At 33.4% G+C, this 19,313-nt stretch carries 15 protein-coding genes; 5 read left to right on the forward strand and 10 right to left on the reverse strand.

All coding sequences use genetic code 11. From position 1 onward, the window contains the following. Positions 1–101 precede the first annotated feature (101 nt). The gene (locus tag DFQ09_RS09565; protein ID WP_115809781.1) at positions 102–2,321 is read right to left on the reverse strand and encodes a muramidase family protein; all 2,220 of its coding nucleotides are present in this window, start codon (positions 2,319–2,321) and stop codon (positions 102–104) included. Between the two features lie 352 nt (positions 2,322–2,673). Here DFQ09_RS09565 and der point away from each other — a divergent pair, with 352 nt between their 5' ends. From der to DFQ09_RS09580, 3 genes are all read left to right on the forward strand, one after another. Then, positions 2,674–3,978, forward strand: a complete 1,305-nt coding sequence (gene der, locus DFQ09_RS09570) for a ribosome biogenesis GTPase Der (protein WP_115809783.1) — start codon at positions 2,674–2,676, stop codon at positions 3,976–3,978. A gap of 15 nt (positions 3,979–3,993) precedes the next feature. Continuing rightward, a complete protein-coding gene (locus DFQ09_RS09575; RefSeq protein ID WP_115809785.1) occupies positions 3,994–6,432 on the forward strand; it encodes a T9SS type B sorting domain-containing protein in 2,439 nt (812 codons plus the stop codon). A gap of 87 nt (positions 6,433–6,519) precedes the next feature. After that, positions 6,520–9,300: an outer membrane beta-barrel protein gene (locus tag DFQ09_RS09580; RefSeq protein ID WP_115809787.1), complete on the forward strand. Its 2,781-nt coding sequence runs from the start codon at positions 6,520–6,522 to the stop codon at positions 9,298–9,300. Here the strand turns inward: DFQ09_RS09580 and DFQ09_RS09585 are convergent. The 6 genes from DFQ09_RS09585 to DFQ09_RS09610 form a co-directional block, all read right to left on the reverse strand. Then, positions 9,297–9,806, reverse strand: a complete 510-nt coding sequence (locus tag DFQ09_RS09585; RefSeq protein ID WP_115809789.1) for a TPM domain-containing protein — start codon at positions 9,804–9,806, stop codon at positions 9,297–9,299. The two genes, DFQ09_RS09580 and DFQ09_RS09585, sit on opposite strands and share 4 nt — an antisense overlap. 70 nt (positions 9,807–9,876) lie before the next feature. After that, entirely contained in the window at positions 9,877–10,701 is an 825-nt protein-coding gene (locus DFQ09_RS09590; protein ID WP_115809791.1) for a TPM domain-containing protein, read from the reverse strand. Continuing rightward, positions 10,701–11,138 carry a TPM domain-containing protein gene (locus DFQ09_RS09595; protein ID WP_115809793.1) on the reverse strand — a complete coding sequence of 146 codons (438 nt, stop codon included), beginning with the start codon at positions 11,136–11,138 and terminating at the stop codon, positions 10,701–10,703. The genes DFQ09_RS09590 and DFQ09_RS09595 overlap by 1 nt, the downstream gene beginning before the upstream one ends. 12 nt (positions 11,139–11,150) lie before the next feature. Then, the gene (locus DFQ09_RS09600) at positions 11,151–11,747 is read right to left on the reverse strand and encodes a LemA family protein (RefSeq protein ID WP_115809795.1); all 597 of its coding nucleotides are present in this window, start codon (positions 11,745–11,747) and stop codon (positions 11,151–11,153) included. 12 nt (positions 11,748–11,759) lie between these two features. After that, the gene (locus tag DFQ09_RS09605) at positions 11,760–12,089 is read right to left on the reverse strand and encodes a MerR family transcriptional regulator (protein ID WP_115809797.1); all 330 of its coding nucleotides are present in this window, start codon (positions 12,087–12,089) and stop codon (positions 11,760–11,762) included. Position 12,090: 1 nt separating this feature from the next. Beyond that, complete coding sequence (locus tag DFQ09_RS09610; protein WP_115809799.1) at positions 12,091–13,062, reverse strand: M23 family metallopeptidase; 972 nt, start codon at positions 13,060–13,062, stop codon at positions 12,091–12,093. A gap of 142 nt (positions 13,063–13,204) precedes the next feature. Here DFQ09_RS09610 and alaS point away from each other — a divergent pair, with 142 nt between their 5' ends. Together alaS and DFQ09_RS09620 are read left to right on the forward strand one after the other, a co-directional pair. Continuing rightward, complete coding sequence (gene alaS / locus DFQ09_RS09615) at positions 13,205–15,817, forward strand: alanine--tRNA ligase (protein ID WP_115809801.1); 2,613 nt, start codon at positions 13,205–13,207, stop codon at positions 15,815–15,817. Positions 15,818–16,045: 228 nt separating this feature from the next. Continuing rightward, positions 16,046–16,996, forward strand: a complete 951-nt coding sequence (locus tag DFQ09_RS09620) for a GSCFA domain-containing protein (RefSeq protein WP_115809803.1) — start codon at positions 16,046–16,048, stop codon at positions 16,994–16,996. A gap of 77 nt (positions 16,997–17,073) precedes the next feature. Here DFQ09_RS09620 and DFQ09_RS09625 read toward each other — a convergent pair whose 3' ends face one another. The 3 genes from DFQ09_RS09625 to DFQ09_RS09635 are packed head-to-tail and all read right to left on the reverse strand — an operon-like array spanning position 17,074 to position 19,266. Beyond that, positions 17,074–17,736 (reverse strand): hypothetical protein, encoded by a 663-nt coding sequence (locus DFQ09_RS09625; RefSeq protein ID WP_115809805.1) that lies wholly within the window; start codon positions 17,734–17,736, stop codon positions 17,074–17,076. A gap of 34 nt (positions 17,737–17,770) precedes the next feature. Further along, entirely contained in the window at positions 17,771–18,229 is a 459-nt protein-coding gene (coaD, locus tag DFQ09_RS09630; RefSeq protein ID WP_115809807.1) for a pantetheine-phosphate adenylyltransferase, read from the reverse strand. Between the two features lie 59 nt (positions 18,230–18,288). Then, a complete protein-coding gene (locus tag DFQ09_RS09635) occupies positions 18,289–19,266 on the reverse strand; it encodes a D-alanine--D-alanine ligase (RefSeq protein ID WP_115809809.1) in 978 nt (325 codons plus the stop codon). Positions 19,267–19,313 lie beyond the last annotated feature (47 nt).

Here is a 19,313-nt window from a genome sequence, read left to right on the forward strand (position 1 = left end):
GCTTTTAGTTGTAAATTATATTGTTTTGCTTAAGTCTATACTATTTATAGATGTATAATTCGCAGTTTATTTGCTTGTAGGAATTAGTAATGTAATTGATTTTAATTACCATTAATTAGTTCTATCATGCCTTCGTTAGAATTATATTGCATTAAATAGATACCCGTGTTCGAATAGTTTCTGTCTGTGGTTTTTTGATAATCAAACTTTAAATGGGGTTGTTCTGAAAGTGTTGTGTTTATAATGTCTTCAAATGATGAGTTTTGAGAGATCCTTAGTAAAATGTCAAAGGTTACATTAAATCCTACAATAGCATTTTGTGAAGGTTTAGAACTAAATACATCCTCGTATTTAATTTCAAAATTGGTAATATCTTCTTTGTTTTGCGGATTTGTAATTGCAGGAAAAATGAGCTGTAAAATTCTAAATCTCATGTCTGAAACCTCACTTTGTTTTGGGAGTAGTGAAGATTCAAGCATAACCAATTGAATATTATGATCAGATAATTTGCCCATTAACGCTGTCGTTGTATTGAGAAGAACAATAGTTTTTTCGCTATCAAACACAATATAATTAAGTCTGCTTTTACTTAATTCATTATTTAAAGCATCAGATTTAAAAAAACCGGCATTATCAGCTTTTAGGAATTTAGCATCAGGAATTGTGGATGTAATTAGTTCTTTATTTCGAGCTTCATCAAGATCACTGATTACAATAACATTTGCATTTTGTTTTGCTAAATAGTTTAAGGTTTTTGTTTTTTGAATGGTGTCTGAAGGAATTGATCTGTAAACATTAATACTATCTTTAGAAACTAAATTAGATTCAATATCAATTATAGCTATCGGCGTATTAGATTCAATACTTGGAAAATTTGATCTGTTGTCTATAAATGGTACAAGAATAGCATTTTTGCTATGCGGACTTTCAATCGTTATTTTTGATTTTGCGATATTTTTCTTAATAAGTGTCACATCAAAATCAAGATTAAGTGCTTTTGCAGAATCAATAGCAATTTGAGCACCTTGGAAAAAATCGATATACTTTTGGAAATCGGCATTAATGCTAATCATCTTTTGTCGTTCTTCCGAAGAACCAAGTTCTTCACTAGAAAAAGGAGAGTAAAAATAAAGTCCGGTTGAAGTCTCTGTAACTAAGTTACTAAATAAAGCTTCATTTTTATTCGAATGAATTTTCGTTGGTGTACTTTTTGTGTTAGTATCAACAGTATCAACAGTATCAACAGTATCAACAGTATCAACAGTATCAACAATATCAACAGTATCAACAGTATCAACAGTATCAACAGTATCAACAGTATCAGTAATATCCGTAGTTGCTATAGTTTGTCCGGGGTTAATTGGCATTTTAATAATGTCTCCAACATTAACTGACGTCAGTAATTTCGGATTTAAAGTTGTAAATTCCTCAATCGTCATGCCTGCTTTTTTAGCCAGGCCAAAAAGTGTTTCTTTTGGTTCGATTACATAATTCTTAAAGCTATCAGTAGTGGTCGAAGAATCTACTCTAGTAATTGCAACTTCATTTGTGTTCGGGATTTCTTCAGAATTATTTGCGTCTGAGTTATCCACATTTAATCTGTGACCTGCCATTAACATTGGTACGGTGTGCGGATTTTTTTCTTCAAGCTCCGCTATAGTCATGTTAAAACGTTTAGCTAATTGGAATTTTGTATCACCACGCTGCACTAAATAGCCTCCTTCGGTAGAACTCTCTAAAGTTTTATCTGGAATAATTAAAGTTTGCCCTATTTGTAAGAATTCGGACAAACGCCCAGAATTTGCAGCCTCTAATTGCGCAAGACTAATACCGTTATTTCTTGCAATTCCCCAAAGTGTTTCACCTTTTACTACATAGTGCTCTCCGTCTTTTGCTGTGCGCGGAGTTTCTTTAATAGTTTTATCTACATTTATAGTGTGGCCTGCTTGAAGCATGCTTACAATGTGAGGGTTTTGTTGTTCTAACATTGCTATGCTTACACCAAAACGTCGAGAGAGACCAGATTTTGTTTCTCCTGATTTTACGACATAATTGCTGATGTTGTCATCCTTATCTACAGTAGTGTTAGTTGAGGTGGTTGTAGTGCTAGAATTTGGAATACGTAATATGTTACCAGCATAAATTATATCTTCAGAACCTGGGTTAAGTTCAAAAATGGCATTGACACTTACCCCATATTGTCTAGAAATCTTATAAACATTTTCACCTTTTTGTATCGTATGGTCTGTATAATTTTCTTGAGCGAAACTAAGATTAGAGCCTAAAATCAATAATGGTATAAGCGTAAAAAATCTCCTCATTATTTTTTGTAATTTAAATATAACACACTGTTTTTTTATGTGTTTGCGTGAAATGTGTTTTGCCTTTGAGAGTATAGGTAAGTCTACAAGAAAGGAGCAGTTCTTGGGGAATTAGACCTCTAAATCTGGCACAACAAATGTAAATAAAATCCTATTTAATACACGCATTAAAAGTACTAAAAATTAACGCTACCTCATTCAAATTAATACTTATTATCAACAGGATATTAACAATGTGCTAAGTTAACTTTCTCTGTAATTTTTTAGGTTTTAATATATAGAGTGAAAAGTCAATAATAGTTCACCATAACACGTAAGTATATAGTATCTTTGTAGCCTTAAATAAAAATCAATGAGCAATATAGTGGCTGTAGTAGGTCGTCCTAATGTAGGGAAATCGACATTTTTTAATCGTCTTATAAAAAGGCGTGAAGCTATTGTTGATGCTGTTAGTGGTGTCACAAGAGATCGTCATTACGGTAAAACAGATTGGAACGGAAAAGAATTTTCTTTAATTGATACTGGCGGATACGTAGTTGGTAGCGATGATATTTTTGAAGCAGAAATAGATAAGCAAGTAGAATTAGCTATTGATGAAGCAGATGCTATAGTTTTTATGGTAGATGTAGAGACTGGAGTTACAGGAATGGATGAAGACGTTGCTCAATTGTTGAGGAAAGTTAAAAAACCTGTATTCTTAGTTGTTAATAAAGTAGATAATAATAAACGTTTAGAAGATGCTGTTGAGTTTTATTCTCTTGGTTTAGGTGACTATTTTGCTATCGCAAGTATTAACGGAAGTGGAACTGGGGACTTATTAGATGCTATCGTAGAAGCGTTGCCAGAGAAAGAAGAAGTTGAGGAAGATCAGTTACCTCGTTTTGCAGTAGTCGGAAGACCGAATGCTGGGAAATCGTCATTCATTAATGCGTTAATTGGCGAGGATCGTTATATCGTTACAGATATTGCTGGTACTACTCGTGATTCGATTGATACTAAATATAACCGTTTTGGATTTGAATTTAATTTAGTGGATACGGCTGGTATACGTCGTAAAACTAAAGTTAAGGACGATTTAGAGTTCTATTCTGTAATGCGAAGTGTAAGAGCTATCGAACACAGTGATGTTTGTTTAGTAATGTTAGATGCTAATCGTGGATTTGATGGACAAGTTCAGAATATATTTTGGTTAGCAGAACGCAACAGAAAAGGTATTGTAATTCTTGTTAATAAGTGGGATTTAGTTGAAAAAAACACTAAGACTGCTAAAGAATTTGAACAGCATATTAGAAATGAAATCGCACCGTTTACGGATGTGCCAATCGTTTTTATATCAGTTTTAAATAAGCAACGTATTTTTAAAGCTATTGAAACAGCTGTTGAGGTCTATAATAATAGAACTAAGCGAATTAAGACCAGTGTACTTAATGAAGCTTTATTACCTATTATAGAGCATCAGCCACCGCCAGCCAATAAAGGTAAGTTTGTGAAAATAAAATACATTATGCAGTTGCCAACTCCGCAACCTCAGTTTGCATTTTTCTGTAATTTACCGCAATATGTAAAAGAGCCATATAAACGTTTTTTAGAGAATAAATTAAGAGAGCAGTTTGATTTTAATGGAGTTCCGGTAAGTGTATATATGAGAAAAAAGTAGTAGCTTTAATTTTTTATGAAAATAATAAAGCGCTTTATTTTTATCTTATGCTTTTGGTTATGCCATTGTTATGGGTTTACACAAAATCTTCCTCCTGAAATAAGTGTTTCAGGAGGACAGATATATTGCCCGCAATCACAAGTATCAATAGTAGCTTCTGTTTCTATTACCGATCCTAATCCTGAAGACACCTCATTATCCGAGATTTTTGTACAAATAGCTGAAGGATATCAAAACGGACAAGATACTTTAGAGTTAATTGGAACGAATCCCAATATTTCATCGAGTTGGAATGCATCGGAAGGACTTTTAACTTTATCTGGACCAGCAACTTTTGCTGAGTTTGAAAGTGCTATAGAAAATGTAGTTTTTCAAACAACACAAACAACATTCACTCAAGATAGACAGTTTTCAATTAATTTAGGAGACGCTAATTACTTACCAAGTACAGGGCATTATTATTTTTACGTATCTGATCCAGGTATTACTTGGACGCAAGCAAGAGATGCAGCTGCAGCACAAACTTATTTTGGTTTACAAGGCTATTTAGCAACGTTATCATCTGAAGAAGAATCGCAATTGGCAGGTGAGCAAAGTCCAGGGACGGGATGGATTGGAGGATCTGATGCCGAAGTTGAAGGTACATGGAAATGGGTTACAGGTCCGGAAGCAGGTACTGTATTTTGGCAAGGTAATGCTAATGGGAGTGCGGCAAATAATGAGTTCTCTTTTTGGAATTATAATGAGCCCAATAATGTTAATAATGAAGATTATGCGCATATTACAGATGCATCAATTGGTGTTTTAGGGGCGTGGAATGACTTGTCCAATACAGGTGATTTAGCAGTAAATAATCCATATCACCCTCAAGGCTATATTGTTGAGTATGGAGGTATGCCTAATGAACCCAATATTAGCTTATCCGCAAGTACGACGCTTATAATGCCAAGAGTTTTGGATGGTGATATTGCTGTTTGTGGGACAGATACTTTTACATTAACGGCTGAAGCTTCAACTTCAGAAGTTTGGTGGTTTGAAACGTCAACTTCAATGACACCAATTCATGTTGGGTTAAATTATGATGTAAATATTAATACGACGACAACCTATTGGTTATTGCCAGTTGTGCAAGGTTGTTCAACTAATACAGAACGATATCCGTTAACCATAACCATAAATGCTATACCAATTGTCAATAACATTACGATTAGCCAATGTGAGGATGATGTAATGGATGGTATTTCTAATTTTAATCTTAGTACTTATAACGATGTTATTGTCAGTGGTGATTTAAATAATTTAGACGTTAACTTTTTTGAAACGGTAGACTTGTCGATTCCTTTAGATGATGATAATTATACCAATCTAACCAATAATCAAGTGGTTTATGCACAGGTATTAAATACTATAACTGGTTGTAGTGTAATAGCAGAAGTGCTGTTGTCTGTAAACACAAATGTTTCAAATTATAGTATTTTAACTGAATGTGATAATTTAGACGAGACAGGTGTAGTTAGCTTTGATTTAACACAAGCAGAAAGTCAGATTTTAAATTCTCTAGCATCAGATGTTGTTGTTTTAGGGTATTATGAAACACATAGTAACGCGTTGCTTCAAGACAATCAATTGAATAGTAATTTTACTAATACTGAACCTTATAACCAAACCATTTTTGCGAGATTAGAACAAAATGGGAGTTGTTATAGTATTGCAGAGGTGAATTTAAATGCCGAACATTTGCCAAACCTACTTGAAAACGAAACTATTTTCTATTGTACAAATACATTTCCAGATACTATATCACTTAATGGAGGTGTAGTGGATGATGTTCCAAATAATTTTTATTATAATTGGTCTACAGGTGAAACAACAATGACTATTGACGTTAATGAACCTGGAACTTATTCTGTAGAAGTCACTAAACCTTTTGGTTGTACCAATACGAGAACGATTACAGTTTTACCTTCAAATACAGCAACTTTTGAAACCATTGAGGTTACCGATTTATCCGAAAATAATTCTATTACAGTAATTGTGTCGGGAGATGGAGATTATGTTTATGCTTTAGATGACGAAAACGGTATATATCAAGATTCAAATAGTTTTGAAAATTTACCTGCAGGAATTCATTCAGTCTACGTTAAAGATATAAAAGCCGACTGTGGAATTGTATCAACGGATGTTGTTGTTTTAGGATTTCCAAAATTCTTCACACCAAATGGAGATACTGTAAATGATACTTGGCAAATTAAAGGTTTTTCTCTAGAATTATCTAAAAATGTACATGTTGAAATATTCAATCGTTATGGAAAATTAGTTGGGTTAATAAATGCGTCAAACCCAAAATGGAACGGTTCTCATAATGGGAAATTACTACCAACCGATGACTATTGGTTTGCAGCAACATTGCCAGACGGTAGAACCTTTAAAGGTCACTTTACTCTTAAAAGATAATTTTATAATAATTTTAAGAAATTTCATACGATTTCTAACTTTCTTGCGTTTCTAAATCAGCTAATCATCAATCAACCAATCAATCACATGAAAAAACTAAGTCTAGTTTTTGCGTTTTTATTTGCATTACAATCATTCTCTCAAGACAAATCATTCGAAATTACAGGAACATTAAAAGCCGAGGACACTGAATTATCTTTAGAGTCTGCAACCGTTTACTTAGAACGTGTAAAAGACAGTTCGGTAGTGACGTATACCATATCAGATAAAGATGGAAAATTTAAAATTGAAAATTCAACCTATGATAAGAGCTTAAATTTCTACGTGTCTTATGTGGGCTATAAAACGTATTTCAAGGAAATTGTAATCGATAAAAAGACGATTGATTTAGGTACAATAACAATGTCTCTTGATAATCAATTAGGGGAGGTTTTGGTAAAATCTACAGCTCCGATAACGATTAAAAAAGATACTTTAGAGTTTAACGTAAAATCTTTCAAAACGAAAAAAGATGCCAACGTTGAAGACTTATTAAAACAGTTACCAGGCGTAGAAGTAGATGAAGAAGGTAATATTACGGTTAATGGAAAATCAGTAAATAAAATTTTAGTGAATGGGAAACCCTTTTTTGGTGACGACCCTACCATTACCACTAAGAATTTAACTAAAGATATAATCGAAAAAATTCAGATCGTAGATACAAAAACCAAATCGGAAGCCTTTACGGGAGAGGAAGGGGATAAAGAAAATAAAACGATAAATCTTACTATTAAAGAAGAAAATAATAAAGGGGTTTTTGGGAGGGTTTCTGCAGGAGCTGGAACTGACGATCGTTACGAGTTTGCAGGTATGGTAAATTTGTTTGATAATGATAGACGTGTAAGTGTGCTTGCGGGTGGTAATAATACTAACACACCAGGATTTAGTTTTGGAGAAATTTCAAAAATGTTAGGAGGTGGAAACAGTGTGTCTTTTGATGGTAATGGTTCTTTTACTATAGATGGTCGATCTTTTGGTGGAGGAGAAGGGATTACGACTTCGCAAAATGCAGGTGTTAACTATGCCGATATTATAGGTGAAAAAACCGATGTGTCCGCAGATTATTTTTTCTCATCGAGTAATTCTGAAAATGAGTCTTCATCCGAACGCGAAACTATTTTATCTGATTCGCGTTATTTTACCAATTCCGACTCTAAGTCTACAAACGATACGGATAATCATTCGTTTAATTTAGAATTCGAAATTGAAACAGATTCTACTTTTCAAATTAATATAGAGCCTTCATTTGGGTATTCAAAATCGAGAACATTATATACTAGTAATGAGGAAACCTTAGATGAAGATTTAATTTTAACCAATCAATCTAACCTAAACTCTAATGTAGAAAGTTATGTAAAACGATTTTCTAATGAAATTTCTATTACTAAACGATTAGGAAATCGTGGTGCTTTTATTAAAGCCGAATTAGAGACGCGTATCAATCAGCAAGAAAGTGATGATTTTTTAGAATCAAACACAGAAGTTTTTGGTAGCAATCCAGAAATCATCGATAGAAATCAATTTACCAATGGTGAAAATAATAGTTACGGTGTGTCTACAAAACTGTCTTATAGGTTACCAATCGTAACTAAAAAGTTTTTCTTAAATTTAGATTATGAGTACGCTAGAGATAAAGATAATAACAGAGAAAGCACTTTTGATTTTAATAATGGTACGCAAGATTTTACGGATTTTAATACGGATCTAAGTACAGATTTTCAATATACAGATTATAGAAGTATTCCATCTGTGGGATTGTCTTATAGAGGAGAAAAATTATCTACAAGTTTCGATATAGGTTATAACATAAGAACTCTTAAAAATCAAGATTTATTAAGACCAGAATTTAATGTAGAACGCGATTTTGAAAATATAGAGGCTAATTCATATATCAGCTATACGTTTAGTCCTAAGTCGTCAATTTATGCAAATTATTGGCTTGAAAATCAGCCACCAGGACTACGACAACTTCAAGCCTATGAAGACGTATCAAATCCACTTCAAACTGTAATTGGTAATCCTAATTTAGAACCTTCAAATAATCATAGTTTATATCTTGGCTATAATGGGTTCGATTGGCAAAAGCGTACTGGTTTTTATGTGGGTGTTAATGCTAGTGTTTCAGATAATCAAGTTGTGGCTAAAACGACTATAGATGAAGAAACGTTAAAGCGAACAACGACTTATGTAAACGTTGATGGGAATTATAATATTGGTTCTTGGGTAAACTACAATAAAGATTTTAAGGTTGATACCTTAAGAACTATTAAACTAAAGTTTAGAGCCAGTTATAATACTTCAGAACGAATTAACTTTAATAACGATGTAAAATATGCTAGTAAGTCCGATAGAATCTCACCAAGATTCGGTGTAGATTTTATATGGGATAAAGTATTAGAGTTTAAACCTTATTACCAGATAAGTTATACGAACACATCTTATGATATTGAAGCTTTTGACGATCGTCAATTTACAAGTCATAATGCGGGTGTAAGAACGGCTACTTTTTTACCAAAAAACTTTGAGTGGAGAAATGATGTTAGTTTTAATTATAATCCTAATGTGGCCGATGGTTTTCAGAAAAGTGCCTGGTTTTGGAATTCAACATTAGCCTATAGCATGTTTAAGGATAAAGCTATTATAACATTAAAGGTTTACGACTTATTAAATCAAAATACTAATGCTATGCGTATAGCCACTCAAGATTATATTGAAGATAAGCAGAGTACCGTTTTAAGACAGTACTTTATGCTAAGCTTTAGTTATAAATTTAATAGCTTAGGAAGTAAAGGTGAAACAGGTGGTGGTGATATGATCTATTTTGATTAATCCCAAAGTAGAATTAAAGAATCTAAAGCTTTATCAACACCCTTATAATAGTTGTTGGTTCTAAACTGAGGAATCATTATGCTATCAATTATAACGTTGCATTCGTAATCGGAAATGGTTTGTTCAGTGCCAATTCCTGTTGAAATTGCAATGCTTCTATCGTGATTAGAAATTGTGATGAGTAAACCGTTGTCTTTTTCTTTTGTGCCAATTCCCCAATTTTCACCAACTTCAGTTCCAAATTTCTGAATGTTTGTATTTTTAGGTAATGAATTTATGGTTAGAATCGCAATTTGGTTGGTCGTTTGTGTTTCGTATTGAATGATTTTGTAAGCTAAAGAATCGCTTTCAACTTTTGAGAATAAATGAGCTAAATCTACAACTCGTTTTTGAGATGCGTTTAATGGAATATGCGATGGGATTGTTTCAGCATCAGTTTTTGTTTTTTTACAATTCAAAAACAAAATGCAGACGATTGTAAGTTGAAAGAAGAATTTTAATCGCATGACTAAATTTTTAAATTGAAATAAATCCTACTGGCTACTGAAAGTAAAAATTAGACTTAAAACGAGAGGATTACCATCCTCCAGAAGCTCCTCCGCCTCCAAAGCTTCCGCCACCAAAGCCTCCACCAAAACCACCTCCGCCTCCGAAGCCTCCTCCAGAGCTGCCGCCAAAGCCACCTGAAGATGAACCTCTAGAGAAACTTCCACGTCCCATATTACTTAAAATAATGGCTTCGAGAAGTCCTCCGCTTCCAGCGCGATTTCCTCTATTACCTCCATTTCCTCCTCCACGAGTTTTAGAAATGGCGATTATAAAAATGATAAAAATGATAAATAGGAAAAAGATAACTTCAGTTGGGAATCCGTTTTCGGTTTGTCGTGTGCCTTTGTATTCACCAGTCATGACTTCAAAAATAACATCCGTAGCACGGTTTAATCCACCGTAATAATCATTTTTTTTAAAGTAAGGAATGATATCATTATTTATAATACGCTTACTTAAGGCATCTGTTAGTAAGTGTTCAACACCTTTACCAGTACTGATATTTATTTTTCGATCGTTTCTAGCTAAAAGAATAAAAATACCGTTGTCTTTATCAGCTTGGCCAATTCCCCATGCTTCTCCCCATTGTGCGCCTAAATAATTGATGTATTCGCCATTGGTAGAGCCAATGATTGCAACCACAATTTGTGTTGATGTAGAATCAGAATAGCGTATTAGTTTTTGTTCTAAGCTGCTTTTTTCTGACGCTGATAATAAATTAATGTCGTCATCGTATACACTAGTTTGAAACTTTGGTTTTTCAGGAATATTATATTGAGCTTGTCCAATTAGTGGACTTACTAAAAGTAATAGAACTAAAACCTTAAATGCGATATGTTTTATCTGTTGCATTATCCTTTTGAGATTGTATTGTCCAATTCATCTTTGTCATTATGATCCCAAGGAAAATATTGAGATAATGCTTTGCCTGCCTCCTGAATACCATCAATTAAACCTTGTTTAAAACGGCCTGACTTAAACTGACTAGAAATTTTATCGCGCGTAGAATTCCAAAAGTCAGCGCCAACACTATTATTAATGCCTTGATCTCCAAAAATCACAAAAGATTTATTGTCTACTGCAACATAGATGAGTACACCATTACGTTGAATGGTATTATCCATTTTTAAATAATGAAATACTTCTAAGGCATGTTCGTAGACATCAATATCACATTTCTGTTCTATATGTACACGAATTTCACCAGAGGTTTTGCCTTCAGCAATTCTAATAGCTTCAACAATTTCGGCTTCTTCCTTGGCTGTTAGGAACTGCTCAATATTTGGCATAAATAGATTTAATTAAAAGTCGAAATTAACGTCTGGAGCATTTTCGCTACCAGCATCTGCTTTATATCTAGGCATTTCTTCAAATCCAAACCAACCAGCTAAAACTGATCCTGGAAATTTTGAAGTATGTATGTCATAAATATTAACCTTTTCATTAAACCGATCTCTAGCGATATTAATTCGGTTTTCGGTACCTTCTAATTGACTTTGAAGTTCTAAGAAATTTTGATTCGCTTTTAATTCAGGGTAACGCTCAACAGATACTAATAATTTGGATAATGCTCCGCTTAACCCACTTTGTGCTTGTTGAAATTGCGCCATGTTATCAGCAGTTAAATTACTGGCATCAATTGTTGTAGAAGTTGCTTTTGCTCTAGCTTCTATTACAGCTGTTAAGGTTGATTTTTCAAAATCAGCAGCGCCTTGTACAGTTTTAACTAAATTACCAATAAGATCATTTCGTCTTTGGTAAGAACTTTCTACATTAGACCAAGCTGTTTTAGCATCTGCTTCATAAGTTACAGCTGTATTATTAAATCCTACAGCCCAATTGTAGATTCCAAATGCAATGATTGCAATTACGATTACAGGAATTAGCCATTTTTTCATGATAGTTTAGTTTTAAAGTTGTGTTTTAATTTTGTTAAGTTGTGCTTTGATGCTTTCAAGCTTTTCGATAATTTCAAATTTTTCTAAAGCTTGTTTTTTTTCTTCTTTGAGATGTGTTTTTGCACCTTCAAGTGTAAATCCTCTTTCTTTTACTAAATGGTAAATAAACTTAAGATTTTTAATGTCTTCTGGAGTAAATTTCCTGTTCCCTTTAGCATTCTTCTTTGGTTTTAAAGCATCGAATTCTTTTTCCCAAAATCGAATTAAAGAGGCATTCACTTTAAAAGCTTTAGCTACTTCTCCAATACCGTAATATCGTTTTTCTGGTAAGTCTATATGCATCTTAATCGAGGGATTGGTTTTCTAATGACGCTTTCTTAAGTAAGATATCGTATTCTTCAGCAGATAAGTTACCATAATAAAAATTAATAGGATTAATACGCTCACCATCTTTAAAGACTTCGTAATGCAAGTGCGGTGCTTCAGAACGACCTGTACTACCCACAAAGCCTATTAAATCTCCACGTTTTACGCGTTGGTTAACTTTAACGTTGTATTTATATAAATGGGCGTATAAAGATATGTAACCATAACCATGATCTATTCTAATATGATTTCCATACCCTGTAGATTGGCTATCTGCACGGGTAATTACTCCATCTCCAGAAGCGTAAATCGGTGTGCCACGTGGTGCTGTAAAATCCATACCGTAATGAAATTTCCGAACCTTAGTAAATGGATCCGTTCTATAACCATAACCAGATGCCATACGTGTCATATTCTCGTTACTTATAGGTTGAATTGCAGGTATAGCTTCTAAAAACTTTTCTTTGTCTTCTGCTAATTTTGCAATTTCATCTAACGATTTAGATTGGACAACAACAGCTTTTTCTAAAATATCTAAACGCTTATTACTTTCAGCAATTAGTTTAGTATTATCAAAACCTTCATACTTTTTATAACGGTTAATACCACCAAATCCTGCTCTTCGTTGCTCTGTAGGTATTGGGTTGGCTTCAAAATAGAGTCTATAAATAGCATTGTCGCGCTCTTCAACATTTTCTAAAGCAGCAAAAGCATCATCTGTTCGCTTGTTTAACAATTCGTATTGCAATTCCATATTTTGCAATTCTCTCGCCATTTGTCGCTCTTTTGGCGACTCAATATATTGACTAGCAATAAAAACCATCAAAAAAGCAAATAAGCCAGCAGCGGTTAAAAATACAGCGGCATACTTAAGAGTTGTTGCTTTTTTACGCTTTATCTTTCGGTAAGAAAGCGTTTCGGAATCATAATAATATTTTACTTTAGCCATGTTTGAATTTATGCTATTTTTGCAGCATTACAGACATAATTTCGGTTTGTAATTTATTCGCAAAGCAACCAAAGATAAAAAATTGTTTCGCATTTGTGGTAATTAAATACAAACAAGTACAAACAAGCTATAAATTCAGCATATGAAGTCTCAAGACGTACGATCTAAATTTTTAAAATTCTTTGAAGGAAAACAACATCTTATTGTGCCTTCTGCACCAATGGTATTAAAGAATGACCCAACATTAATGTTTGTTAATGCTGGTATGGTGCCTTTTAAAGAATACTTTTTAGGGAATTCAGAACCAAAGAAAAATAGAATTTCGGACTCACAAAAATGTTTACGTGTTTCTGGTAAGCATAATGACTTAGAGGAAGTTGGTTATGATACCTATCATCATACTTTGTTTGAAATGCTAGGAAACTGGAGTTTTGGGGATTATTTTAAGGAGGAAGCCATTGCTTGGGCTTGGGAATTGCTTACCGAAGTATACGGAATTGATAAAAGCATACTTTATGTAACCGTTTTTGAAGGCAGTGATGACGAGGATAATCTTAAAATGGATACGGAAGCATACGATATTTGGAAGAAATATATTTCTGAAGATCGCATTTTAAAAGGGAATAAAAAGGATAATTTCTGGGAAATGGGAGATCAAGGGCCATGTGGACCTTGTAGCGAAATCCACGTCGATATTAGATCTGCTGAAGAAAAAGCAAAGGTTGATGCTAAAACTTTGATAAACATGGATCATCCGCATGTGGTTGAAATATGGAATCTCGTTTTTATGCAATACAATCGTAAGGCAAATGGAGTTTTAGAAGCGTTGCCAAATAAACATATCGATACAGGAATGGGCTTTGAGCGCTTATGTATGGTATTACAAGATGTACAATCTAATTATGATACCGATGTATTTACACCAATTATTCGTGAAATAGAAACCATTACAGGTAAGACCTATGGTGATAACGAAGAAGTTGATATTGCCATTCGTGTTATTTCTGACCATGTTAGAGCTGTGGCATTTTCAATTGCAGATGGTCAATTACCAAGCAACACAGGTTCAGGTTATGTCATTCGTAGAATTTTACGGAGAGCCGTGCGTTATGGATTTACATTCTTAGATAAAAAAGAACCATTAATATATCGTTTAGTAGATGTGTTAAGTAAAAAAATGGGTGAGGCGTTCCCTGAAATAAGAGCACAAAAAGTATTAATCGAAAATGTAATTAAAGAAGAAGAAGCTTCTTTTTTAAGAACATTAGATCAAGGTTTGGTATTATTAAATCGTATTGTTGAAGAAACAAAAGGAGATACCGTTTCAGGTGAAAAGGCTTTTGAGTTGTATGACACTTATGGATTCCCTATTGATTTAACAGCTTTAATTTTATCTGAAAAGAATTTAAAATTAGACGAAAAAGGATTTAACGAGCAATTACAAAAGCAGAAAGAACGATCGCGCTCTGCTAGTGAAACGTCAACTGAAGATTGGACGGTTTTATTTGAAGACGATGTTCAAGAATTTATTGGATACGACACTCAAGAAGCTAATGTAAAAATTGCAAAATACCGAAAAGTAACCTCTAAAAAAGATGGTGAAATGTATCAGTTAGTTTTCAATTTAACACCATTTTATCCGGAAGGAGGTGGACAAGTTGGAGACAAAGGAGTATTGCAAGATACACATGGAGATGTGGTTTATATTTTAGATACTAAAAAGGAAAATAATGTTATTATCCATTTATGTAAAAATTTACCAGAACATTTAAATGAAAGCTTTAAAGCTGTAGTGAATAGTGAACACCGTGCATTATCTTCTAGTAATCACACCGCGACGCATTTATTGCACCAAGCTTTACGAACAGTTTTAGGAGAGCATGTAGAACAAAAAGGATCTTTGGTAAAACCAAAATCATTACGTTTCGATTTTTCTCATTTCTCTAAGGTCACACCAGAGCAATTGCAGGAAATTGAAGATTTTGTAAATGCAAGAATAGAAGGCAAGTTACCTTTAGAGGAACATCGAAATATCCCAATGGAAAAAGCTATTGAAGAAGGAGCTATGGCTTTATTCGGAGAGAAATATGGCGATACGGTGAGAACGATTCGCTTTGGGAAATCTATGGAATTGTGTGGTGGAATTCATGTAAAAAACACATCTGATATTTGGCATTTTAAAATTGTGTCAGAAGGAGCTGTTGCAGCTGGTATTAGAAGAATTGAAGCTATTACAAATAAATCGGTTAGGGATTATTTCGCTGAAAATAACACGGCTTATCTTGAAATGAAAGGCTTGTTGAACAATGCTAAAGAACCTATAAAAGCATTAGAGAATCTGCAAGGAGAAAATAGCGACTTAAAAAAGCAAATAGAAGAACTTTTAAAAGATAAAGCTAAAAATATTAAGGGAGAACTTAAAAGCGAACTAACCGAAATTAACGGTATTCAATTCTTAGCTAAGAAACTCGATTTAGATGCTTCAGGAGTTAAAGATGTATGCTTTGAGTTGGGAAGTCAGTTTGAAAATTTATTCTTAATATTTGGTGCTGAAAATGATGGAAAGGCCATTTTGTCTTGTTACATTTCTAAGGAATTGGTGGCAAGTAAAGGTTTAAATGCTGGTACAATCGTCAGAGAATTAGGAAAACACATCCAAGGTGGAGGTGGAGGACAACCGTTCTTCGCCACTGCGGGAGGTAAGAATCCTAATGGGATTGAGGCTGCTTTGGAGGCTGCTAAGGATTATTTATAGAACGGTTGTAACCCAGAGTTTCGCAGAGCAAAAGCGCAGAGATTCACAGAGGGTTAGTTTTAAATTTTCATGATTACGTTTTTTTTTTTTTTTAACTGCACTAAATGCTTGAAACACTTTTAAAAACAAAAAAAAATGTGATTTGAATTGCTGTTTTTCTCAGTGAATCTCTGAGAGACTCCGCGAATCTTTGTGTAATAACTTTAACCTCTAAGTAATAATTAACAAATGAATCTTCAAACTCAGATACCATTAAAATCACAACAGCATAACCAAATAGATTATAACTCTAAAGTGTTTTTGCTTGGTTCATGCTTTTCTGAAAATATAAGTGAGAAGTTTAATTATTTTAAGTTTCAGTCTACAGTTAATCCATTTGGTATTTTATTTCATCCCTTAGCGATAGAACATCTAATTACGCGTGCCATAAATAAGGACTATTATTCTGAAGATGACTTATACTTTTATAACGAACAATGGTTTTGCTTAGATGCACACTCAAAATTAAACAAGACCTCAAAAGACGAATTGCTAAGTGTTTTAAATTCTCAAATTGATGAGACTCTCGACAATTTAGTTAATGCAAGTCATGTTATAATAACCTTAGGAACAAGTTGGGTTTATAGACATATTGAATCGGATAAAGTTGTTGCTAATTGTCACAAACTACCCCAAAAACAGTTTCTAAAAGAATTAGGTTCTGTTGATACGATTACTGAATCACTTCAAGCCATTATCGCTTTAGTGAAAAGTGTGAATCCAGAAGTTAGTTTTCTCTTTACGGTTTCGCCTGTAAGACATATTAAGGATGGTTTTGTAGAAAACACACAAAGTAAAGCGCATTTAATTACGGCAATTCACAATGTTGTTGAACCTAGAAATAGCCTTTATTATTTTCCATCTTACGAAATTATGATGGATGAATTACGTGACTATCGTTTTTACAATGCAGATATGCTTCATCCAAATGAAGTCGCTATAGATTATATCTGGGGAAAATTTAAAACCGTTTGGTTATTAGCAGATGCTTTACAAACTTTAGATAAAATTGCAGCCATCCAAGCAAAAAAGGCGCATCGTCCTTTTAATTCGAATTCTGAAGCACATCAAAAATTTCTGTCAAAACTTCAGCTAGAAATGGAAGATGTATGTGCAAAATTTCCTCATATATCGTTTTAATGGTCTTATACTTTCTGTAGTAGTATTAGAAAGCATTTTGCGTATAGAGAGAGGTGCTAGTAGAAAAAACTACTGCGTTAATTTAAAATTTGACTCACTACTCTAAAAAGTATGGTAGTTGGTGCAATGACTAAACTTATATAGAATATATATTTTCCGTGTTTTCTGTCATTCTCAGCATAGGTGTGAATCTTCTGTCCATCTGGTAGGGTTTTTTTAGATGTCCATAAAAAATAACCGATTATTAAGCCTAGAAAACCGCCTAAAACAGCAAAAAAGTAGCCTGCAATAATCCAAGGTTTTTGGTTGCCCTCAGGTTCAGCTAATTGTTTTAAGCGCTCATTTTTTAGAGAATTTAGTAATTCTTTATCAATCGGTTTGCCTCTTTGAATTAATATTTTTTGAGCTAATGTATAGTCAAAAGCATTCCATTCGTCAGACTTTAATAAAATGTCATAAAGTTCTTCATCTGTGAATTTAAACAAATAATAATCTTTATCTATAGTTTCAATTAGGTTCTCGACTTCTTTTTCGAGAATGCTTTCAGCTTTTTGAAAGTCGGTTTGTTTAATCCGGACTTCAATCTCATTCTGTAAAGTGTTTCCTGTGAACGTAACATCAACAGAAGGTGCATTGTCGTCAAGTATGGTTTCTATGCCGTTTTCATTCAACAAAGCTTTTAATTCAGAGGCTTGTTCTAAACTTGGGAATTTCCTAAATATCGAATAATTGTCTTCCATTGCTAAGTTTGTTGATTTGCTATTAATGTGAATTCTATTTATTTACGCGAACACTATTTGGTACCAAAACAGTATAGTCACCATCATTCCTTAATACATCGCGCACAATAGATGACGAAATAAATGAAGTTTTAGCTGCCGTTAATAAGAATACAGTTTCAATTTTTGATAGTTTTCTATTGGTATGTGCTATGGCTTTTTCGAACTCAAAATCAGCAGGATTTCTTAAGCCTCTTAGTATAAATTGTGCATCAATTTCTTTACAAAAATCAATAGTTAAGCCTTTATAAGTAACTACTTTTACTTTAGGTTCATCTTTAAATGTTTCTTCAATAAATGCTTTTCTTTCCTCTAAAGAAAACATGTATTTTTTTTCGGCATTAATACCAATAGCTACAACAACTTCATCGAACAATTTAATGCCACGCAGTATAATATCGTGGTGACCGTTTGTAATAGGATCAAAGGATCCTGGGAATATTGCGCGTTTCATAAACTTAGTTTTAATATTTTTGTACTAATCGGAAATAGTTATAATTTCAAATATAATTATTATTTCTTCAAAGCTTCTTCAATGGCATTTCCAAATAAGTCATTTAGGCTAATACCAGCTTCCGTTGCTTGCTTAGGTAATATGCTTTCTTTAGTTAAGCCAGGAACCGTGTTTACTTCTAATAGATAAGGTTCGTCATTTTTAAAAATAAATTCACTTCTAGAAAAGCCTTTCATTTTTAAAATTTCATATATTTTTTTAGCTTCGGTTCTTATTTTGTTGGCATAATCTTCAGATATACGTGCCGGAGTAATTTCTTGTGATTGCCCCAAATATTTAGCTTCATAATCAAAGAAATCATTTTCAGAAACGATTTCTGTGATCGGTAAAACGAGAGTTTCAGATGTATACGAAATTACACCAACAGAAACTTCAACACCATCTAAAAACTGCTCAATAATAATTTCATTGTCTTCTTTAAAAGAGTTGTCAATGGCGGTTTGTAAATCTTCTTTCTTATACACTTTAGAAATTCCAAAACTACTACCAGCTTTGTTGGCCTTAACAAAACAAGGGAGTCCAACTTTAGCAATTATAGCGTCTTCATTAATGGAGTCGCCAAAATTAAGATAATAGCTTTCGGCCGTTTTAATGCCGTAAGGTTTTAAAGCCGCTAACAAATCGCGCTTATTAAAAGTTAATGCTGCTTGGTACATTGAGCAGCTGGTTTGTGGCATTCCTAATAATTCAAAATAGGCTTGCATATAACCATCTTCACCTGGCGAACCATGGATCGCATTAAAAACACAATCGAACTCAATTTTTGTTTCGTTTACTAAAACGGAAAAATTATTTTTATCTATCGGAAATTCTTCGTCCAAATCATTAACAAAAACCCATTTATCTTTAAAAATATGAATGCGATATGCATTGTATTTATCTTTGTCTAGAGCGTCAAAAACAACGTTGCCACTCTTAAGGGAGATCTTGTATTCACTAGAATAACCGCCCATTATAATTGCAATATTTTTCTTCATTATTTAGTTTAAAAATGCTACTGTGTAAAAGTATCATTTATTTTCAA

Origin of the sequence: Winogradskyella pacifica (assembly GCF_003386275.1) — a bacterium.
GTDB lineage: Bacteria > Bacteroidota > Bacteroidia > Flavobacteriales > Flavobacteriaceae > Winogradskyella > Winogradskyella pacifica.